At 62.2% G+C, this 19370-nt stretch carries 18 protein-coding genes and 2 tRNA genes; 8 read left to right on the top strand and 12 right to left on the bottom strand.

Going from position 1 to position 19370, the window contains the following annotated elements:
* The first annotated feature begins 7 nt into the window (after positions 1-7).
* Positions 8-697 carry an AIM24 family protein gene (locus JFC13_RS02720; protein WP_198395545.1) on the top strand — a complete coding sequence of 230 codons (690 nt, stop codon included), beginning with the start codon at positions 8-10 and terminating at the stop codon, positions 695-697.
* Between the two features lie 117 nt (positions 698-814).
* Here the strand turns inward: JFC13_RS02720 and JFC13_RS02715 are convergent, their stop codons facing one another.
* The 7 genes from JFC13_RS02715 to JFC13_RS02685 all read right to left on the bottom strand — a co-directional run bounded on the left by JFC13_RS02715 (position 815) and on the right by JFC13_RS02685 (position 8436).
* Positions 815-2104 (bottom strand): MFS transporter, encoded by a 1290-nt coding sequence (locus JFC13_RS02715; protein WP_198395544.1) that lies wholly within the window; start codon positions 2102-2104, stop codon positions 815-817.
* A 13-nt stretch (positions 2105-2117) separates the two neighbouring features.
* Positions 2118-3404, bottom strand: coding sequence for an ATP-dependent Clp protease ATP-binding subunit ClpX (gene clpX / locus JFC13_RS02710; RefSeq protein ID WP_198395543.1), 1287 nt, complete (start codon positions 3402-3404; stop codon positions 2118-2120).
* A gap of 251 nt (positions 3405-3655) precedes the next feature.
* Complete coding sequence (locus tag JFC13_RS02705) at positions 3656-4297, bottom strand: ATP-dependent Clp protease proteolytic subunit (RefSeq protein ID WP_198395542.1); 642 nt, start codon at positions 4295-4297, stop codon at positions 3656-3658.
* Positions 4298-4323: 26 nt separating this feature from the next.
* Positions 4324-4920 (bottom strand): ATP-dependent Clp protease proteolytic subunit, encoded by a 597-nt coding sequence (locus JFC13_RS02700; protein ID WP_101618803.1) that lies wholly within the window; start codon positions 4918-4920, stop codon positions 4324-4326.
* A 271-nt stretch (positions 4921-5191) separates the two neighbouring features.
* Positions 5192-6541 carry a trigger factor gene (gene tig / locus JFC13_RS02695; protein ID WP_198395541.1) on the bottom strand — a complete coding sequence of 450 codons (1350 nt, stop codon included), beginning with the start codon at positions 6539-6541 and terminating at the stop codon, positions 5192-5194.
* 255 nt (positions 6542-6796) lie between these two features.
* On the bottom strand, positions 6797-8170 hold the full coding sequence (locus tag JFC13_RS02690; protein WP_232488048.1) for a hypothetical protein: 1374 nt from the start codon (positions 8168-8170) through the stop codon (positions 6797-6799).
* A 195-nt stretch (positions 8171-8365) separates the two neighbouring features.
* Positions 8366-8436, bottom strand: a tRNA-Gly gene (locus tag JFC13_RS02685).
* Between the two features lie 178 nt (positions 8437-8614).
* On the opposite strand from JFC13_RS02685, the gene JFC13_RS02680 reads away from it, so the two are divergent.
* Together JFC13_RS02680 and JFC13_RS02675 are read left to right on the top strand one after the other, a co-directional pair.
* Positions 8615-8688, top strand: a tRNA-Pro gene (locus tag JFC13_RS02680).
* Between the two features lie 174 nt (positions 8689-8862).
* A complete protein-coding gene (locus JFC13_RS02675) occupies positions 8863-10104 on the top strand; it encodes a PQQ-dependent sugar dehydrogenase (RefSeq protein ID WP_198395539.1) in 1242 nt (413 codons plus the stop codon).
* Here the strand turns inward: JFC13_RS02675 and JFC13_RS02670 are convergent.
* The 3 genes from JFC13_RS02670 to JFC13_RS02660 form a co-directional block, all read right to left on the bottom strand.
* Positions 10085-11197 carry an alcohol dehydrogenase catalytic domain-containing protein gene (locus tag JFC13_RS02670; RefSeq protein WP_198395538.1) on the bottom strand — a complete coding sequence of 371 codons (1113 nt, stop codon included), beginning with the start codon at positions 11195-11197 and terminating at the stop codon, positions 10085-10087. The two genes, JFC13_RS02675 and JFC13_RS02670, sit on opposite strands and share 20 nt — an antisense overlap.
* A gap of 17 nt (positions 11198-11214) precedes the next feature.
* The gene (locus tag JFC13_RS02665; protein ID WP_198395537.1) at positions 11215-11688 is read right to left on the bottom strand and encodes a ribose-5-phosphate isomerase; all 474 of its coding nucleotides are present in this window, start codon (positions 11686-11688) and stop codon (positions 11215-11217) included.
* A 98-nt stretch (positions 11689-11786) separates the two neighbouring features.
* Positions 11787-12392: a mycothiol-dependent nitroreductase Rv2466c family protein gene (locus JFC13_RS02660; protein ID WP_198395536.1), complete on the bottom strand. Its 606-nt coding sequence runs from the start codon at positions 12390-12392 to the stop codon at positions 11787-11789.
* Positions 12393-12496: 104 nt separating this feature from the next.
* On the opposite strand from JFC13_RS02660, the gene pepN reads away from it, so the two are divergent.
* The 3 genes from pepN to JFC13_RS02645 are packed head-to-tail and all read left to right on the top strand — an operon-like array spanning position 12497 to position 16734.
* A complete protein-coding gene (gene pepN, locus JFC13_RS02655; protein ID WP_198395693.1) occupies positions 12497-15193 on the top strand; it encodes an aminopeptidase N in 2697 nt (898 codons plus the stop codon).
* A 42-nt stretch (positions 15194-15235) separates the two neighbouring features.
* The gene (locus JFC13_RS02650) at positions 15236-16330 is read left to right on the top strand and encodes a mechanosensitive ion channel family protein (RefSeq protein ID WP_232488047.1); all 1095 of its coding nucleotides are present in this window, start codon (positions 15236-15238) and stop codon (positions 16328-16330) included.
* Positions 16331-16332: 2 nt separating this feature from the next.
* Positions 16333-16734, top strand: a complete 402-nt coding sequence (locus JFC13_RS02645) for a globin (protein ID WP_143923285.1) — start codon at positions 16333-16335, stop codon at positions 16732-16734.
* 63 nt (positions 16735-16797) lie between these two features.
* Here JFC13_RS02645 and JFC13_RS02640 read toward each other — a convergent pair whose 3' ends face one another.
* Together JFC13_RS02640 and JFC13_RS02635 are read right to left on the bottom strand one after the other, a co-directional pair.
* Positions 16798-17475 (bottom strand): hypothetical protein, encoded by a 678-nt coding sequence (locus tag JFC13_RS02640; protein WP_198395535.1) that lies wholly within the window; start codon positions 17473-17475, stop codon positions 16798-16800.
* The gene (locus JFC13_RS02635) at positions 17472-17939 is read right to left on the bottom strand and encodes an acyl-CoA thioesterase (RefSeq protein ID WP_232488046.1); all 468 of its coding nucleotides are present in this window, start codon (positions 17937-17939) and stop codon (positions 17472-17474) included. Before JFC13_RS02635 ends, JFC13_RS02640 begins: the two co-directional genes overlap by 4 nt.
* A 166-nt stretch (positions 17940-18105) precedes the next feature.
* Here JFC13_RS02635 and JFC13_RS02630 point away from each other — a divergent pair, with 166 nt between their 5' ends.
* Both JFC13_RS02630 and JFC13_RS02625 read left to right on the top strand, forming a co-directional pair.
* Entirely contained in the window at positions 18106-19014 is a 909-nt protein-coding gene (locus tag JFC13_RS02630; protein WP_198395533.1) for an acyl-CoA thioesterase, read from the top strand.
* Positions 19011-19265 (top strand): hypothetical protein, encoded by a 255-nt coding sequence (locus JFC13_RS02625; protein WP_332839318.1) that lies wholly within the window; start codon positions 19011-19013, stop codon positions 19263-19265. The genes JFC13_RS02630 and JFC13_RS02625 overlap by 4 nt, the downstream gene beginning before the upstream one ends.
* Positions 19266-19370 lie beyond the last annotated feature (105 nt).

Here is a 19370-nt window from a genome sequence, read left to right as displayed (position 1 = left end):
TTGAACGATGAGAAGTGAACTCTTTTCGAAGCGCAACGCAGAGATCCAGAACCAGGAACGTTGGACTCTGCAATCGAATAAGATGCTGCGCACAGTGATCACGCCCAACGCGCCCATGATCGCCACAAAGGGTGCCATGGTCGCCTACCAGGGCGACGTCCGCTTCGCTCACCAGGGATCGAAGTCGGTGGGACAGTTCATGAAGAAGGCCGCCACTGGTGAAGGCGGCAATGTGATGAAGGTTGAGGGCCACGGCGAGGTGTTCTTCGCTCGAGAGGCCTCGAACATCTTCATGATGGCCTTGGAAGGTCAGCAGGATGCGCTGACGGTCAACACCGCGAACCTCTTGGCCTTCGACGATGCTCTCAACTGGGAGATCAAGCGGATCAAGGGCGGAATCGGTGCCATGGCCAGCGGCTCCGGGCTGTTCAACCTCGAACTCAACGGGCAAGGCACCGCTGCCATCTGCTGCAAGGGCGAGCCCATGGTCCTCGACTGCTCGCAGCAGCCGACGTTCGTCGACCCGCAGGCCGCGGTGTGCTGGTCCTCATCTCTGGCACCGCAGATCAAGACCGACGTCAGCGTGGGGACCTTCTTCGGTCGCGGTTCGGGTGAATCGATTCAGCTTGCCTTCCACGGCCCCGGCTTCGTCGTCGTCCAGCCTGCTGAGAACGCCGTGTACACCGCCCAAGCCTAGCCGGACCATGGCTGAAGCGCTCTCCCTCAGAGGTGTTCCAGCTCCAGCGCAATGCGAGCCCGAGGCCGCCCGAATCAGCACCGGGTTGCCTCGGGCTCTCCGCATTGGACGAGCGCTTCAGGCCACCGACGTCCGTGGCTGCCCCGCTCCCCCGCGCTCCACGCGATAGCGACGGAACTTCGGGAAGATCAACGCACAGGCGATGACGAGCACAATGACGATGAGGCCCCCTCCTGCGGAGGCGATGGTCGTATTCGTGAACTCCGCGACAGTGCCGTGCAGAACATCGGCAATGCGTGGACCGCCTGCGACGACGACAATGAATACACCCTGCATGCGACCTCGCATATCATCGCTGGCAGCCTCCTGCAGCATCGTGGAACGGAAGGCGGAGGAGATGATGTCGGCGCCGCCGCCGATGGCCAGGCCGAGAAGCGCGACGATGAGGGCCGCCGTCCAGAATCCTGAGGCGAATTCCAGGGACAGACCGAACACAGACATTGCGGTGCCCCAGACGAGAATCGCTGTGATCACCGCAAGGCCCTGGCGTTCGACACGAGAGACCCAGCCGGAGAAGATCCCTGCCAAGGCGCTGCCTGCTGCCAAAGATGCGAACAGCAGCGAGAAGACGATGCCTCCGGCAGGAGGACCACCGAAGGACTCGGTCGCAATCTGCGGGAACAGTGCTCTGGGCATTCCGAAGACCATGGCGATGACGTCGACCAGCAGCGACACCATGACAACGGTGTTCGTTGCCAGGTAGCGGAAGCCGTCGATGACCCCTTTGACGCCCGAACGCGTATCGGGCTGTTTCTGAGGTACCAGTGCGGGCAGACGCAGCACCGCGTAGAGCGTTGTAGCCAGGAACAGCGCATCCAAGATGTAGAGCGTCTGATAGCCGACGACCGGTATCAGAGCGCCACCGATGATCGGTCCTGCGACAGCGCCCAATGTCATGACCGTCATATTGAGCGAGTTGGCAGACGGGAGAAGTTCGAGCGGAACGATGGTCGGCAGGAGTGCGCCCTTGGCCGGCTGGTTCAGGCCGAAGAAGGCCTGCTGCAAAGAGAATACGGACAACAGCAGCCACACGTTCCCAAGCTGCATGACTGCGATGAGAGCCAACAGCGAGCTCGCGATGATCAGGCCGACGGTGGAGATGATGAGCAGACGGCGACGGTCGATGACGTCGGCCAGGGAACCGCCCCACAGTCCGAACACGATGAGCGGAACCAGCCCGAAGACACCGCTGAGACCCACATAGCCGGAGGATCCGGTGATGTGATAGATCTGTGCGGGAATGGCGACTACCGTCATCTGAGCACCGATGACGGTGACAATGTTGGCCAGCCAGAGGCGGCGATAGTTGTCGTACTTCAGAGGCCTGGTATCAGCGAACAGCCTCATCTAATGAGACGAGTCAGGCTGATTTTTTGGATGTCCGAGGCTGTTCGCGCGGCACCAGAGTCGGTGCGACGTTCTTGTCCACGACGTCTCTGGTCACGACCACCTCGGCGATGTCCTCACGGGAGGGAACATCGAACATGACCGGCTGCAGGACCTCTTCGAGGATGGACCGCAGTCCACGTGCCCCGGTGCCGCGCAGGAGTGCGAGGTCGGAGATGGCTTCGAGTGCGTCGGTCTCGAAACGAAGCTCGACATTGTCGAACTCGAACATGCGCTGGTACTGCTTGACCAGGGCATTCTTCGGTTCTGTGAGGATCGATATCAGCGCCGCACGATCCAGCGTAGAGACAGTGGCCAGTACAGGCAGGCGTCCGATGAACTCGGGAATGAGTCCGAACTTCAGCAGATCCTCGGGCAGGATGTCGGCGTAGAGGTCTTCTTCGTCGTTCTTCGACTGCAGGAGCGCACCGAACCCGATGCCGTGCTTGCCCTTACGGCCGGCAACGATCTCCTCCATGCCTGCGAAGGCTCCCGCGACGATGAAGAGCACATTCGTGGTGTCGATCTGGAGGAAGTCCTGGTGGGGATGCTTGCGTCCGCCCTGCGGCGGCACGGAGGCCTGAGTGCCTTCGAGTATCTTCAGCAGCGCCTGCTGGACACCTTCGCCGGAGACGTCTCGAGTGATCGACGGGTTCTCCGACTTGCGTGCAATCTTATCGATCTCGTCGATGTAGATGATGCCGTGTTCGGCCTTCTGAATGTCGAAGTCCGCGGCTTGGATGAGTTTGAGCAGAATGTTCTCGACGTCTTCGCCGACGTAGCCGGCTTCTGTCAGTGCTGTCGCGTCTGCGACGGCGAAGGGAACATCGAGTCTCTTCGCCAACGACTGCGCGAGATAGGTTTTGCCCGATCCGGTGGGGCCAACGAGGAGGATGTTGGACTTCGCAATCTCGACCTCGGTGTCATCGGAGCCCAGAGTCTTCGTGTCTTCATCACTCTGCAGCGAGCGGATGCGCTTGTAATGGTTGTACACGGCCACGGACAGGGCCTTCTTCGCGGGTTCCTGACCGACGACGTATTCCTGGAGGAAGTCGAAGATCTCGCGCGGCTTGGGCAGTTCGATGTCGGTGTGCTCGGAGGTGCCTTCGCTGAGCTCCTCTTCGATGATCTCATTGCACAGCCCGATGCATTCATCGCAGATGTAGACTCCAGGTCCGGCGATGAGTTTCCGAACCTGCTTCTGGGATTTCCCACAGAAGTTACATTTGAGCAGGTCTGCTCCGTCCGCACTGCGAGCCACTGTCACAACCTTCCGCCGGGGCACCTGGCCCCAACTCTACCGCTCGTGTTTCCTGTACCTCAATAGCTTCCCATACGGGACTGACATGAGCGGCCAGAACCGCCATTCGGTGTGTCGGAGAAGATGGACGCACCCATGCTGCTGAGAAGGCCCAAACTACTCGGCGCCGCACCAGGTGGCAACTTCGCAGCACAGACCGCTTCGGGCCCGGACAGCCGATGGCTGTCCGGGCCCGAAGATGTTCGTGTGTCTCAGACCGCCTTGCGAGAGGTCAGAACCTGATCGACGAGACCGTAGTCCTTCGCCTGTTCGGCGGTGAGGAAGAGGTCACGTTCGATGTCGTTGGAGACCTGCTCCGGTGACTTGTTGGAGTGACCCGACAAGGTCGTCTCCAGCCACTGGCGCATCCGGAATACCTCTGCGGCCTGGATCTCGATGTCCGAAGCCTGTCCCTGGCCCTGGCCCTCCATCGCAGGCTGGTGGATGAGGACTCGAGCGTTGGGCAGAGCCAGACGCTTGCCAGGAGTGCCGGCTGCCAGCAGTACGGCAGCAGCCGAGGCGGCCTGACCGAGGCAGACGGTCTGGATCTCCGGCTTGATGTACTGCATCGTGTCGTAGATGGCAGTCATCGCAGTGAAGGAACCGCCCGGCGAATTGATGTAGAGCGTGATATCACGATCAGGGTCCTGTGATTCGAGGACCAGGAGCTGCGCCATCACGTCGTCGGCGCTCGTGTCGTCAACCTGGACGCCCAAGAAGATCACGCGATCGTCGAAGAGCTTCGTGTAGGGATCCTGGCGTTTGAAGCCGTAGGGAGTCCGCTCTTCGAACTGGGGCATGACGTAGCGGGACTGCGGCATGTTGCCGGCGGTGGACCCTGGCATAAAGTTCATTGAATTCATTCTTCCTTGACTCCCACTCAGTTGTCGGTGACGTCGGACGAACGGGTCACCATCTTGTCGATGAAGCCGTATTCCAGTGCTTCTTCGGCGGTGAACCAGTGGTCGCGGTCGTTGTCCTTGAGGATCTGTTCCAGGGTCTTGCCTGTCTGTTCGGCGGTGAGCTCTGCCATCTGCTTCTTCATGTGCAGGATGAGCTCTGCCTGGATCTTGATGTCGGTGGCGGTGCCGCCGATTCCGCCCAAAGGCTGGTGCATGAGAATACGGGCGTGAGGGGTGGCGAACCGCTTCCCTGGTGCACCGGATGACAGCAGGAACTGCCCCATTGATGCGGCCATTCCCATTGCGACGGTGGAGACATCCGGCTTGATGTACTGCATGGTGTCGTAGATCGCCATTCCCGCGGTGACCGAGCCACCCGGGGAGTTGATGTACAGCGAGATGTCTGCGTCGGGGTCCTCTGCCGCCAGCAGCATCATCTGGGCACAGATCGCGTTGGCGTTGGAGTCACGCACTTCCGAACCGAGCCAGATGATGCGCTCTTTGAGCAGGCGGTTGAAAATATGGTCATCGAGACCCATTGCCCCACCGGCGTCGAGGCCGACGGGCGCTGTCATTTCATGTGCGCTCACGTTTCACTCCTGTTGGTCTTTGGTTGGCTTGATATGGACTCTAACTGCTCACCGGTCGGATTTAGTCCGTCGGAACGCCTGTGTTCGCCATCAGCGTGATCGGGCACCGGATTAGCCCGCGCCTGCTGGAAAGATTCGTGCCGGATGAGACCCGCGCCTGGCTGCGGCCGTCTGATGCACCTATGCGAAACGGTGGGCACGGAATAATTCCCGTGCCCACCGTTGTCGGCTCTGTCACCGCCGAAGCGGTAAGAAATCAGTTCTCGTCGTCGCCTTCGGCTGCGACGGCATCGTCTGAGTCATCGGCGCCCTCAGGCGCCTCTTCCTCAGCTGGAGAGGTGAACTCCTCCATATCGACGACGTTGCCTGCAGTGTCCTTGACGACAGCACCGGCGAGAGCAGCGGCCAGGGCCTTGCGGCGTGTGACCTCTCCGACCAGTGCGTTGACCTGTCCGGAGCTGTCGAGCATCTGCGCGAACTCATTCGGGTTCATGCCGTACTGCTGTGACGCAGAGATGAGGTATTCGATGAGCTCGGGCTGTGTCACCTCGACCTCTTCGGCCTCGGCGATCGAGTCGAGGATGAACTGAGTGCGGAGATTGCGCTCGGTCTCTTCGGTGACCTCCTTGCGGTGCTCATCGTCATCCACGCGGCTCTCGGACTCGAGGTGACGCTCAACCTCGTCGGTGACGACCTTCTCAGGAACGGGCACGTTGAGGGTCTCGATCAGTGATTCGAGGACCTTGTCGCGTGCCTGAGCACCCTGGTCGGTCTCCTTCTGCTTCGCGGCCTGCTCGCGCAGATCCGTACGCAGCTCGTCGATCGTGTCGAATTCGCTGGCCAGCTGGGCGAAGTCATCGTCAGCCTCTGGAAGTTCGCGAACCTTGACCGCGCTGAGTGTGATGGAGACTGTTCCGGTTTCACCGGCGTGCTCTCCGCCTGCGAAGGTGGTCTCGAAGGTGGTGGTCTCGTCTGCCGACAGACCGTCAAGTGCTTCGTCCATGCCATCGAGCATGGTCCCGGCACCGACCTGGTAGGAGATGTCGGAGGCAGTGTCGATCTCTTCGCCGTCGATGGTGGCGACGAGGTCGAGGGTCACGAAGTCGTCCTTGGCTGCAGGACGGTCAACGGAGCTCAGCGTACCGAAGCGAGTGCGCAGCTGCTCAAGCTCGGCGTCGACGTCTTCATCGGTGACCTCGATCGGGTCGACCTCGACACTGATGGTGTCGTAGGCGGGCAGTTCGATCGTGGGGCGCACGTCGACCTCGACAGTGAAGGTCAGGTCGCCGTCTTCGGCGCCGTCGAGGCCGGGAACCTCGGAGATCTCGACCTCGGGCTGGCCCAATGGCTTGAGATCGTGCTCTTCGACAGCCTCGCGGTAGAACCCGTCAAGACCGTTGTTCACGGCCTCCTGGATCACTGCGGGTCGGCCAACGCGCTGATCGATGATGCGCGCAGGGACCTTGCCCTGCCGGAAGCCCGGAATGGTGACCTGGCCACCGATGGTCTTGTATGCCTCGTCGATGCTCGGCTTGAGTTCGGCGTATGGGACATCCACGCTGATCTTGACCCGCGTGGGGTCGAGTTGCTCGACGGAGCTCTTCACAGTGCGACCTTTCAATTTCGACAGTCATGCATAATCGGTCATCTGGTGACCTGGAGGGAGCGAAAGTCCACGATGAGATCGCGCACGTCCGCAAGACGCAGTCACCCATATTACGCGAAACACGGGACAAAACACGAAACAGGCGGGCCACCGCGGGCCCGGAGTTCGCGAGGAGCGCAATCGATGCCGGTTCTGATGGAGCGCTGAGCCAATCACCGTGAACACATGCCGCTGCGAAGGCACCTGCAGCTCGAGTCAGGGTCGGGCGCGATGAAGCTCGTCAAGAGTGATGATCACATTGGATGCCGTCCACGACAGAGGCGCCACGGACACTGCCGCGCCTTCTGCACTGACCTTCTCGGGAAAGGAGCCGGCTTGCGTGCGATGGCTGCCCAACCAGTCGAGCACCCCATCGGCCTGTGCTGTGGCGCCGATGCGGGCGAACCCGACTCCCATGAGTGATGTCGACGGGGTCCAGCTCGTGTGATCGAAGATCCACCCGTGCCCCGGTTTGATCCCGCCGGCGGGTTGGCGAAGTCGCTCCCAAACGTGGTCAAGGGTCGATTCTCCAAGGTCCAGGCCCGCTCCGGCCGCGGGCAGATAGGCTACCGCCGAATCGAGTCCTCCTGAGGTCGGGTAGCGCTGCAGCCCATTGGCGATGAATGTTCGAGAGAATGTCGCTTCGAATGCATTGCAGCTGTCCCCGAGTGCCTCGGCTCCCCCATCGATGTGATCCCATAGTCCGCTGCTGTGCTCAGCCAGCCTGACGAGTGCCTGCAGGCCCAGCAGTGTGGGTCCTGCAGTGCCGAGCGTGACTTGGGATTCGCTGACTTCCCAGTAGTCGGACGACACCGGGGGCAGGACTGTGCCCCGCTCGGTGAGGTGGAGCAGGCGCCGGGAAGAACGACGCAGCATCGGTGCCATCGTCTCGAGGGTGACCGCTCCGTCCTTTCGCCCCGTGGTCCGGGCCCCGACAGCATGAACGTCGCTGACGGCCCAGAGCAGGAGCCCAAGAGCGTCGAACTGAGATGGGCGTTCGTCCGGGGCCAGCCCGAGGTCAGGGGTGAACCGTGCCGCGAATGACCCGTCCTGCGACTGCAGCGACTGCAGGTGAAGAAGGTGCTGCCACGCCAGGTCGACCATTCCGACTCGGGCCAGAGCAACCGCAGCGAACGCTGCATCCCGCGGCCAGATGTATCGCCACGGCTGGTCCCAGCTGGCCACCGTCGCCGGCAGGGAGTCGGTGAGTACCCACAGATCGAGAAGCGCCGAGGTGGCAAGATCGCGACGATGATCGGGCAGCTGCGTGATCCATGCAGTGCACCGGTCCAGGAATTGCTGCTGCCGTGCCGCCGGCCCTAGGTCTTCTATTCCGGGCATGACACGTGAGTTCGGCGCCAAGCGCTGCACCATCTCGATGCCGATGCCTTCGCGCGAGGTCCCAGAGGTGAAGGCGACGGTGGCGGAGCGGAGGGGATCACTCCGGCCCGCCTGAGCGAGAATGTCGGTGCCTGAGGACGTCGCGAAGCCTGCGCCGAGGAGACCTGCCCCTGCGAGTGCACCGGTGAGGACCTGTCGGCGGTTCAGCCGGGGCCAGGGCACTCGACGCTGCTGGGGCTCGGGACTCATGTGGGAACTGGCTTTCTGCCGTGGGCCACCATCAGCTGTGAATGGTGCCGCCTCGGTCGTGCAGAATTGATGCGGGTACCCGGGCACATGGTGCTGGGCAGGAGGCGATTCTACCGGAGCCCACCGTGCTGCGGTCGACAGATCGTTCAGGAACCGAAAGACCCGGCCGGACCGTATGGTCCGACCGGGAAGCGGAGGGGATGACGGGAATCGAACCCGCACCATCAGTTTGGAAGACTGAGGCTCTACCATTGAGCTACATCCCCGTGTTGCGTTAACGACTATAGTCGACATCCGCACCGGCCGCCAAATCGACCGAAGATGAGCTGAGTCACACCGCCTGTTGCGACTTCACGTGCGGCCTGTGACCTGCATCCCATTCGCGATGGGGAGCCGAATCGATGTGCATCTTGACCCCTGCCTGTGGTTAGATTGTCTACGTCGCGGGATGTGGCGCAGCTTGGTAGCGCATCTGTTTTGGGAACAGAGGGTCGCAGGTTCAAATCCTGTCATCCCGACGATAGTGAAGCCGTTCGGACTGAATGTCCGGGCGGCTTTCTTCGTATCTATGGCCCACTACTGCCGCGTGCTGAACTCAGTCTCATGATTCTCTCGCCTCCCATCTTTCGTCAGTACAGGGGACAATGGGAAGGCAGGCTCGCAGACTGCCGAGGCCGAAAGGTGCGCCGCCGATGCCGATCCGACGACACGACAGACCCCTCCTCCACAAGGTGCCACCATGCACGGGTGCCCACCACCTCGCGCCACAGATCGGGGACCGTGCTGCTGCCACCGCTGGGAGACGCGCCGCTATCGCGACGACACTCATGCTGGCGCTGAGCGGCTGCAACTCCGATCAGGGAGATACGCCCCTCTCAGATTCACCCTCAGCAGGCTCGACGGCTCCCGCTTCGCAGAACGGCAACGGGGCCGATGAGGACAGCCGGCCCGATGCCGAGTCGGAGGTGGTGACGCAGAACCTCGAGGCCCCATGGTCGGTTGCCTTCTATGAGGAAACTGCTCTGGTCAGTGAACGGGAATCCGCTCGGATCCTCGAAATCGACTCTCAGCGCCCGACAGACGTCAGGGAGGTCGCCACGGTTACGGGCGTCTCCGCCTCGGGTGAGGGTGGTCTCTTGGGACTGAGCGTCCGCGGCGACAGTCTCTATGCCTACTTCACGGCCGAATCGGACAACCGAATTCAGCGCTTTCCGATCACGCGCGGTTCCGATGGGATCGAACTCGGCTCGCCGGAGACGATCGTCTCCGGCATCGCCAAGGCCGGATTCCACAACGGTGGGCGCCTGGCCTTCGGCCCAGACGGAATGCTCTATGCAACGGTCGGCGACGCCGGCGACCAGAGTGCCGCACAGGAACGTGAGTCGCTCTCGGGTTCGATTCTGCGGATGACACCCGATGGCAGTGTGCCCGAGGACAACCCCTTCGACGATTCCCTCGTCTACTCCTATGGGCACCGCAACCCGCAGGGATTGGCCTGGGACGAGGCCGGGACTATGTATGCCAGCGAGTTCGGCCAGGACACCTGGGATGAGCTCAACATCATCGAGGCCGGCGGCAACTACGGCTGGCCGGAGGTCGAAGGGATCTCAGAGAGCGCCGGTGACGATGATTTCATCGATCCGGTCCAGCAGTGGAGCCCCGACCAGGCCAGCCCGAGTGGAATCGCCATCAGCCACGACACAATCCTCATCGCGAACCTTCGCGGGCAGGTCCTTCGGACCGTGCCATTGGCGGATGTCGCCACGGCCGAAGTTTCCTACGCCGGTGAGTTCGGTCGTCTGCGTGATGTGGTGACGACACCGAGTGGCGAGGTATGGATCCTGACGAACAACACCGACGGGCGCGGAGATCCGGCCGACGGCGACGACCGGATCCTCCGCATTCCTTCCGACCTCAGCGCTGGAAGTCGATGACCTGCCGCACAACGGTTCCATCCGCCAGAGCGTCGAAGGCTTCATTGAGGTCTTCGAGGCCGATTGTGTCCAACACCAGCTCCTCGACCGGCAGTTTGCCCTGCCGCCACAGATCGGCGTAGATGGGAATGTCACGGCTGGGCACCGCCGAACCCAGGTACGAACCGATGACGGTGCGTGCCTCGGCTGTGAGAGTGACCGGGGTGATGTGTGACTGCGCGTCCGGGGCAGGCAGGCCCACCGTGATGGTCTTCCCGCCGACCGCGGTCGCGGAGAACGCGGTTTCGAAGGCCCGCGGATGGCCGACGCATTCGATGACGATCGGTGCCCGTCGCTGGCCCAGCTGCTCGGGAGTGTAGACCTCGGCCGCGCCCAGTTCCTGTGCCCGGAGCAGTTTGTCCGGATTCGCGTCGACGCCGATGACGCCGGCCGTCTCAATGGACAGGGCCGTGATCAGGGCAGCCATCCCGACCCCACCCAGCCCGACGATCATGACCTCGTCCTGAGGTCCCGGAACTCCCGCGTTGAGAACCGCTCCCCCGCCTGTGAGGACCGCGCAGCCGAGCACTGCCGCGATCGATGCGGGAACGTCCGAGGCCACCGGGACGACGGAGGCGCGATTGAGCACAGCGTGGGAGGCGAATACCGACGCACCGAGGTGGTGGAGCACTTCGGCACCCGAATCATCGTGAAGGCGGACCTTGTGTCCGTCGAACGGCAATGTTCCCGCACCGTTCGTGGTACTGCCCGGAGTGCACGGGAGCTTGCCGTCCGTGAGACAGTTCGCGCATTCGCCGCAGCGCGGCAGGAACACGGTGACGACCTGATCGCCGATCTCCAGGTCATCGACACCTGCACCGAGCTGTTCGACGATTCCTGCGCCCTCGTGCCCGAGCAGCATCGGCAGTGGCCGAGGCCGGTTGCCGTCGACGACGGAGAGATCGGAATGGCAGACACCGGCTGCACTCAGACGGATGAGAACCTCACCGGGACCGGGCCCGTCGAGTTCGAGATCCTCGAATGACATCGGCCGAGTCTGAGCGTAAGGGCGCTGGGCACCCATGTCCCGAAGCACGGCTCCACGGATCTTCACAGCGTGTCCCCCCCTGATCACAGTCCGGCCTTGCCTGTGGCCTCGTACTCGTCCATGATCCGAATCCGACGCTCGTGCCGCTCTTCGCCGGAGAAGGGCTCCGAAAGGAAGGCATCGACGATGGCGATCGACTCAGCCTCTGTGTGCTGCCTGGCGCCCACCGACACGATCTGGGCGTTGTTGTGCTCGCGCGCAAGTTTCGCGATGTCAGTGTTCCAAGCCAGGGCGGTCCGGGCTCCCTTGACCTTGTTCGCAGCGATCTGCTCTCCGTTGCCGGACCCGCCGATGACGACGCCGAGGGCCTCAACACCCGCTGCCTGGTCATCGACGACAGCCTGTGCCGCGGCGATGCAGAACGCGGGATAGTCATCGAGTGCGTCGTATTCGAGCGCGCCGTGGTCGATGACCTCGTAACCCGACTCGCCGAGGTGGGCCTTGAGGACCTCTTTGAATTCGAATCCTGCGTGGTCGGTGCCGAGATGAACCTTCATGTGGTCACTCCTTCGAAGTGTCCGGGGCCAGATGCCCGGGAAAGACTGTGCGTGTGGTGGTGTGTGCTTCGGGCCGTGTGTGAGTCGAGGTCAGCGCCTCAGTCGAAGACCGGATCCTGATTGCGTGTGCGTTTGAGCTCGAAGAAGCCAGGAGTCGAGGCGACTGCAAGAACTCCGTCGAAGAGTCGACCTGCGTCCTCGCCCTTCGGCGCGGGGGTGACGACCGGGCCGAAGAATGCCGTCCCGGCCACTCGGCAGATCGGTGTGCCCACATCGTCACCGACGAGTGCCAGCGCCTCATCATGAGATTCCTGGAGAGCAGCGTCATAGTCGTCGCGTTCGCCGTACTTCATCAAGTCGGCCGGAAGACCGACCTCATCCAACGCCTCGGCGACGGCCTTGTCGAAGTCCTTCTCGCCGCCCGGGTGGATGCGGGTTCCGATCGCAGTGTAGAGAGGCTCGGTGAACTCCTCGCCATGTTCGGCGATTGCAGCAGTGACGATGCGCATGGGTGCCAGAGCACGATCCATCAGCTCTCGATAGTCGGCAGGGATGTCCTTGTCCCGGTTGAGGATGTTCAGGCTCATGACATGGAACTTCACATCGATGTCGCGGACCTTGGCGACCTCCAGACCCCAGCGCGACGTCATCCATGCCCACGGGCAGGCCGTGTCGAACCACAGGTCAAGTGTCTCTCTGCTCAATTTCACTCCTCGTTAGGGTGGGCGCGGGATCCGACGAAACTCCCGCAATGTCCGATGCCAATTTATCAAGCCTTGGCACCGAAGAGGAATGCGTCCATGAAAGAATGGCGAAGTACACCCGGACCCGAAGCGGAGGTCACCTCAAAGTGCCCCAATACAACCTCACCCGCGAGGAAGCTCGCAGACGTTCATCCCTCGTCGACGTCTCGAGCTACGAGAACACCCTGATTCTCACAGGAGAGGGCGACAGCTTCCGAGTTCGCTCCCGCATCCGCTTCACCGCAACTCCGGAGTCAACGACATTCATCGATGCCATCACCGCCAGCGTCGAACGCATCCGGCTCAACGGACTCGATCTCGAGACCTCCGAGGTCGTCTCGGCCTCCCGGATCACTCTGCCGGGTCTCGCCGCTGAGAATGAGCTCGTCATCGATGCCCACTTCTACTACATGAACACCGGTGAGGGCCTGCACCGCTTCGTCGATCCCATCGACGATGAGGTCTACCTCTACTCACAGTTCGAGGTTCCCGACGCCAGACGCGTCTTCCCTGTGTTCGAACAGCCCGATCTCAAGGCTTCGTTCTCCTTCACAGTTGTGGCGCCTGCGCGCTGGACGGTCGTGTCGAACTCCCCCACTCCGACTCCCGGTGATCCCAGTGAAGTCTTCACCGAACTCGACGAAGCGCCGGTCGAGGACACCGCAGTGTGGCAGTTCGCCCCGACGACTCCGATCTCCTCCTACATCACTGCGATCGTGGCTGGCCCGTACCGCAGCGTACATTCCGAGCTCATCTCCTCCGATGGCTCTCCTGTCCCCCTTGGCCTGTACTGCCGCGAGTCTCTCTTCGACCATCTCGATGCCGAGAACCTGTTCACCATCACACGAGCCGGATTCGAGTTCTACGAACGCGAGTTCGGGGTGTCCTACCCATTCGAGAAGTACGATCAGCTCTTCGTCCCCGAGTTCAATGCCGGTGCGATGGAGAACGCCGGTGCCGTGACCATTCTGGAGAACTACGTCTTCCGGTCCCGACCCACCGAGGCCCTCGTCGAGCGCCGCACCGTGACCGTGCTCCATGAACTGGCGCACATGTGGTTCGGTGATCTGGTCACGATGAAATGGTGGAACGACCTGTGGCTCAACGAGTCCTTCGCCGAATTCATGTCGACTTTGGCCACCGCCGAGGCCACCGAGTATACGGAGGCATGGACCACGTTCGCCACCATCGAGAAGTCGTGGGCCTACCGCCAGGATCAGCTCCCGAGCACACACCCGATCGTCGCCAGCATCGAAGACCTTGCAGATGTCGAGGTCAACTTCGACGGCATCACCTACGCCAAGGGCGCCTCGGTGCTCAAACAGTTGGTCGCGTGGGTCGGTCGAGAAGAGTTCTTCTCCGGCCTCAAACGCTATTTCGACAAGCACGCGTGGTCGAACACGGAGCTGCCGGACCTCCTCGGCGAGCTCGAGGCGACAAGCGGGCGCGACCTCGCCACCTGGTCGAAGCTGTGGCTCGAGGAATCAGGTGCCAACCTCATCGAGGCAGAGCTCCACACCGATTCCGACAACGGCGCCGAGGTGGTGACGAAGCTGCAGGTGACCCAGAAGCCGTGGATCATCGAAGGACAGCCGGCTCCGTCGCTGCGTCCGCATCGCCTGGCCATCGGGTTCTACTCCGACAATGGGAAGGGCCGACTGGTCCGCACCCACAGCTTCCCGATCGACATCGATTCGGACTCGACCACCGTCGACGAGGCTCGCGGCCTGTCCAAGCCCGACGTCATCATCGTCAATGACGAGGATCTGACCTATGCGAAGGTCCGCTTCGATCGCGAGAGCATGGACGTCGCGGCCAAGCGGCTCGGGGACTTCGATGACTCGTTGACGCAGCTGCTGATCCTCGGGACCCTCTGGGACACTGTCCGCGACGGACAGCGTCCGGCCCAGGACTACATCACCACTGTCCTGGACAACTGTGCGGCCGTGACACATTCCTCGGGACTGCTCTCCCAGATGCGCCAGCTCGAGACCGCTGTCGGGGCCTACCTGTCCCCGGAAGCGCGGGCAGAGGCTCATACGTCTATCGCCGACCGGTTCGCACAACTCCTCGACACGGTGCCCGGAGGCACAGACCAGGCGTTCCAATTCCTCCGCGGCTTCATCAAACATGCCTCATCCCAGGCCCAGATCTCCCAGCTGCAGTCCTGGTTGGACGCGACCGGGGACACAGTCCACGGGATCACCATCGACACCGATCTCACCTGGGAGATCATCATCGCACTCGCGGCGCACGATGCGATCGATGACTCCGCAATCACGGCCATGACCAAGACTGACCCTTCGGCCACGGGGGCGCGTCAGGCAGCGACCGCTCGCAGCGCACGCCCCACCTCGGCGGCGAAGTCGAAGGCATTCATCCGCATCCTCGACGAGGCTGACCTCCCGAACTCGGAACTCGCGGCCCTGGCTCTGGGATTCGCCTCCGGCCTGCAGACGGAGACCGGTGAGATCCTCGTCTCAGAGGAACCACTGCGCGACTTCTCCACCGAATATTTCCAGCGGGTCTCCGGATGGTGGGAGACGAGGACCCTGGAGATGGCGCAGACCATGACGCTGCGGCTATTCCCCCCGGTCAGCGAGCACACTGTCAAAGCCACCCGGGCGTGGTTGGACGATCACCCCGCGGCTCCCAAAGGTCTGCTTCGCCTGATGCGTGAGAATCTTGCCGATGCCCAGCGTGCTCTGAGCGCTCAGGAAGTGTCCAGCAGTTCCAAGGGCACATTGACCTTCGGCCGTTAGGCTCATGGCATCATGACTTTCGATGCACTGAAGACTGACCTCATGTCCGCGCCCAAGATCGATTGGGATTTCCTCCTCGACGCTCCGCTGAGAATCGTCATCATCATCATCGGCGCGATCGTGCTCAACATGGTGATGCGTCTGTTCATCCGACGCTTCTCCACTGCAGTGGCCAAGGGCACCGTCGGCAGCGAGAAGAAGGCGGATAACAGCAAGTTCTCGAGCACGGTCATGGAATCCCAGCGGACCGGCATCGAGCCGACTGTGATCCGTGAACGCCGCGCGCAGCGGGCCAAGACCGTGGGTCGGATGCTCTCATCCGTGGCGACGATCATCATCAGCGTCATCGCGGTCCTCATGGTCCTCGACCAGCTGAACTTCAATATCGCACCGATCCTGGCCTCGGCCGGCATCGTCGGTGTGGCACTGGCCTTCGGCGCTCAGGAACTCGTCAAGGACTACCTGTCCGGGTTCTTCATGGTCATCGAGGACCAGTACGGCATCGGCGACACCGTGGACCTGGGCGAAGCCGTCGGCGAGGTCGAGGACTTCGGTCTCCGCAAGACAGCTGTCCGTGATCTCACGGGAACCCTGTGGCATGTGCGCAACGGTGAGATCATGCGAGTCGGCAACCTGTCGCAGGGCTGGGCGCGTGCAGTGCTCGAGATCCCCGTCAACTACTCCACCTCCATGGACACCTACCGTGAGATCACTCAAACAGTCACCGCTGAAATGGCCAAGGACACGCAGGTTGCCTCCGCAATGCTCGAACTCCCCGAGATCGCCGGCGTCCAGTCTCTCTCTGCCGAGTACAGGGTGATCAGAACGATGATCAAGACGAAGCCCAACCTGCAGTGGATGGTCGAACGTGCCTTCCGGGCGGAACTCACGAATGAGTTCGACAGGCGCGGAATCACCATCCCGATCATTCAGGAGACCGTCCTCAGGACGCTTCCGCGGTCGACGGACTCGCCTGACAGCACCTCCGAAGGCGACGCCGACGCCGATGACCAGGCTCGGGCCACCCATGTGACACAGCGAACCAAAGACGAGGGGCCCTCGCCGCTGCCCAGTGATGACGAGATCCGGTCGACGACGGATGAAGCCGGAACCGACACCTCAGACGGAGAGAGCTGAACATGACGCAGACATCGAACGAGACCATCTTTGACGCTGTCGGTGGCCATCCCACCTTCACCCGCCTCGTCGATGTCTTCTACGATCATGTGGACCGCGACGAGGTGCTCATCGCGATGTACCCGGAGGGACACGACCTCACCGGCGCCAAACACCGGTTGCAGATGTTCTTGGAGCAGTACTTCGGCGGTCCCACGACCTACCAGGAAGAACGCGGCCACCCGCGACTGCGGATGCGCCATTTCCCCTTCGCCGTCGACTTCGACGCTCGTGACCGGTGGCTGACGTCCATGCGGGCAGCACTCGATGATGTGGCGCTGCCGCCGCTCTACGACGAGATCTTCTGGGACTATTTCCAACGGGCAGCTACGGCCATGGTCAACACGAACAGCAATCCGGTCTGACAGCGCGGCTCTGCCTGCGGGATCCGCGCCGAACTATCACCGCTGAGGGTCACTGCTGAGGAGTCATCGGGCCCGGGTGAGCAGATGCCCTCCTGGAGTCGAGATACGCAGCCACCCGGAGGTCGCGAAGACTTTGTATTCCTCGGTGGTCTCCCCCGCCGAGGCGGTTTCGGCCTCCGGTACGAACCGCAGCGCACTCGCGGCGAATGCGAGCCCACCGGGCAGCTCTGTACCTCCTACGGCTGTCATCGGCTTCGACCACACACGCGAACGCAGCGCCTTCACCGCATGTGAGCCGGCACCCTCGGGAGCACCGTCGCTGATCTCCGCGACTCCCGCCTCGGCGGTCGAACGAAGAACTTCACCGGTGATTCTGTCACGGGCCGCCCACTGACCCTTCGGGGGTGCAATGCCGGTCCAGGACACCAGCACCGAGTTCGGCGGGACTGGCAGACGGGTGGCGTTCTCCTCTCTGGCGAAACGATCCTTGAGGTTGGCCAAGGGCACAACCTCATCGAGACCGTCCATTTCCGGTCCGTTCAGGCGCAGCATGCGCATAGCCAGCACCAGGGGTGTGGAGTCTCCGATCCCATGCGGGTACAGGGGTGCAATGGTCACCACGAGCACGGTCGACGATACGTGCAGACGCATGGCTCCATCGGGGTCCAGCCGATGCGCCAGCAAAGTGAATGCGGCCAGGTCCTTCATCGCCAGCGGATCGGCGATCTCCAGTTCCGTCACCGGCGACTCCGCATCGGAACGGCTGGTCGAATGACTTCTGTCATAGCTGCTGTCTCCTCCTGGCTCAGACGCCGTGGTCGAGAGCTTGTTCTGTCCACAAAGACGATGACGGTCTCCGCCAGCGTATAGGCGACCGAACCATCGGGTTCGGCGATGACGTAACCGATCGTCACAGACGCCGGTTTGACCTCGCTGATGACCAGATCAATGGCAATGGGTCCCGCGCGATAGGGAATCGGTCGGCGATATTCGATCGCGTGCGAGGCGACGAGCAGCTCGGTGGTGTTCGAAGCCTCGGCGAAGATCGCCGGAATCGAGATCCCCGATACTGTGCCGGAGATTCCCAGCTGGCCAGGGGTTGTGGGCGCATCGGTGCTGTGCGTCGGTGACCCCAACGCTCGGACACGTGCCTCTTCGAGCAGGCGCAGCTGGGTGACATTGTTGACGTGGCCGTAGGCATCCATGTCACCCCATCTCAGCTCCAGCAGTACTCGTGTGAATTCGTTCAGATGGGGATTTGTGGTGCCAGTACGCATAAGACCCATCATGCCACTTTCACTGCGACGGTGAGGGTCGCGATAGGATCGTGACCACAAGGACGAGAATCATTGTCGCAGGCTGGAGGCCCATATGAGCGATGTAGAAACCACGACTGCGAAGGCGAACGTCGACACACTGCGCAAAGTGCTCGAACTCGACAGCCTGAGTTCCGCCTCGGCGTCTCGAGAGAGCGACTACTTCGTCGGGCAGAACCAGTACAAGCCTGATGGGCGTGTCTTCGGCGGTCAGGTGGTGGCGCAATCCGTAGTGGCCGCCGCCGCGACTCTGCCAGATGATCGCCTCATCCATTCACTTCACGGCTATTTCCTTCGTGCCGGGGACGTCAGCGAACCGATCGAGTTCGGTGTCGAACGACTCCGTGACGGGCGATCGTTCTCCGCTCGGCGTGTCCACGCCTATCAGAAGGATGTGCCGATCCTGTCCCTGATCGCCTCATTCCAAGTCGAGCAGGAGGGCCTTGAGCACGCTGAGACCATGCCATCGGGCCTGCCAGGTCCACTGGAGTGCCCGGAGCTGCGCGATATTCTTGCAGGACAGGACACACCACAGGTCACCGAATGGTTGAATAAGCGACCCTTCGAGATCCGTCCGGTCGAGGCTTCCCTGTATCTCAGCTCCACCGATGACCGCCAGCGCGAACGCCAGCACGTTTGGTTCCGCGCCAGCTCGCCCTTCGGCGATGATCCGGTGCTCAATGCTGCCGCACTGGCCTATGCCAGCGACTTCAACCTGCTCGAACCGGTTCTGCGCCGTCAGGGACTGAGTTGGACGAGCCCGGGGCTCCGGGTGGCCAGTCTCGACCACGCAATGTGGTGGCATCGTCGGGTCCGGGTCGATGAGTGGATGCTCTACGTTCAGGAGTCTCCTGCCGCCCAGGGAGGTCGCGGTCTCGGCTACGGGCGGATCTTCGCCCAGACCGGTGAGCTGCTGGCCACAGTGGCCCAGGAGGGCATGGTCCGTATCAAGGCACCTCAGTGAACCAAGACACCGCGATGATCGAGATCCTCGGGAGGATCCTCTCTCGTCTGGTCAACGTCGCGCTCTTCATCATCATCACGATTCTGGCCCTGGTGTTCCTCCGCGAGGCGATGGACATGAACCTGGCACTGATTGCGCTCTTATCAATCGTCATCGGAATCGTCGGCACCATCGCTGTGAGGTATCTGTTCAAGCTTCTGCTGCGCCTCAGCAAGCTGTTCTCCCGTGAGTCAGCTGCGCCAGAACGCTGACTGACCCCAACAGGCTGACTTAGCTCAACAGGCTGGCTGACCCCCACCCACTGACTCCTGGCAACAGATGATGCCCCGGTCGACGACCGGGGCATCATCTGCAGG

It is taken from the genome of Brevibacterium antiquum, from assembly GCF_016107655.1.
GTDB classification, from domain to species: domain Bacteria; phylum Actinomycetota; class Actinomycetes; order Actinomycetales; family Brevibacteriaceae; genus Brevibacterium; species Brevibacterium antiquum.
This window is presented reverse-complemented; position numbering and strand designations above follow the sequence as displayed.

Bases quoted from the DNA above. Each gene is read 5' to 3' on its own strand.
- JFC13_RS02690 (WP_232488048.1), bottom strand. From the start codon at position 8,170: ATGAGTCCCGAGCCCCAGCAGCGTCGAGTGCCCTGGCCCCGGCTGAAC.
- JFC13_RS02630 (WP_198395533.1), top strand. From the start codon at position 18,106: ATGAGCGATGTAGAAACCACGACTGCGAAGGCGAACGTCGACACACTG.
- pepN (WP_198395693.1), top strand. From the start codon at position 12,497: ATGGCGAAGTACACCCGGACCCGAAGCGGAGGTCACCTCAAAGTGCCC.
- JFC13_RS02645 (WP_143923285.1), top strand. From the start codon at position 16,333: ATGACGCAGACATCGAACGAGACCATCTTTGACGCTGTCGGTGGCCAT.
- JFC13_RS02700 (WP_101618803.1), bottom strand. From the start codon at position 4,920: ATGACAGCGCCCGTCGGCCTCGACGCCGGTGGGGCAATGGGTCTCGAT.
- JFC13_RS02705 (WP_198395542.1), bottom strand. From the start codon at position 4,297: ATGAACTTTATGCCAGGGTCCACCGCCGGCAACATGCCGCAGTCCCGC.
- JFC13_RS02715 (WP_198395544.1), bottom strand. From the start codon at position 2,104: ATGAGGCTGTTCGCTGATACCAGGCCTCTGAAGTACGACAACTATCGC.
- JFC13_RS02650 (WP_232488047.1), top strand. From the start codon at position 15,236: ATGTCCGCGCCCAAGATCGATTGGGATTTCCTCCTCGACGCTCCGCTG.
- JFC13_RS02720 (WP_198395545.1), top strand. From the start codon at position 8: ATGAGAAGTGAACTCTTTTCGAAGCGCAACGCAGAGATCCAGAACCAG.
- JFC13_RS02635 (WP_232488046.1), bottom strand. From the start codon at position 17,939: ATGGATGCCTACGGCCACGTCAACAATGTCACCCAGCTGCGCCTGCTC.
- JFC13_RS02665 (WP_198395537.1), bottom strand. From the start codon at position 11,688: ATGAAGGTTCATCTCGGCACCGACCACGCAGGATTCGAATTCAAAGAG.
- JFC13_RS02675 (WP_198395539.1), top strand. From the start codon at position 8,863: ATGCCGATCCGACGACACGACAGACCCCTCCTCCACAAGGTGCCACCA.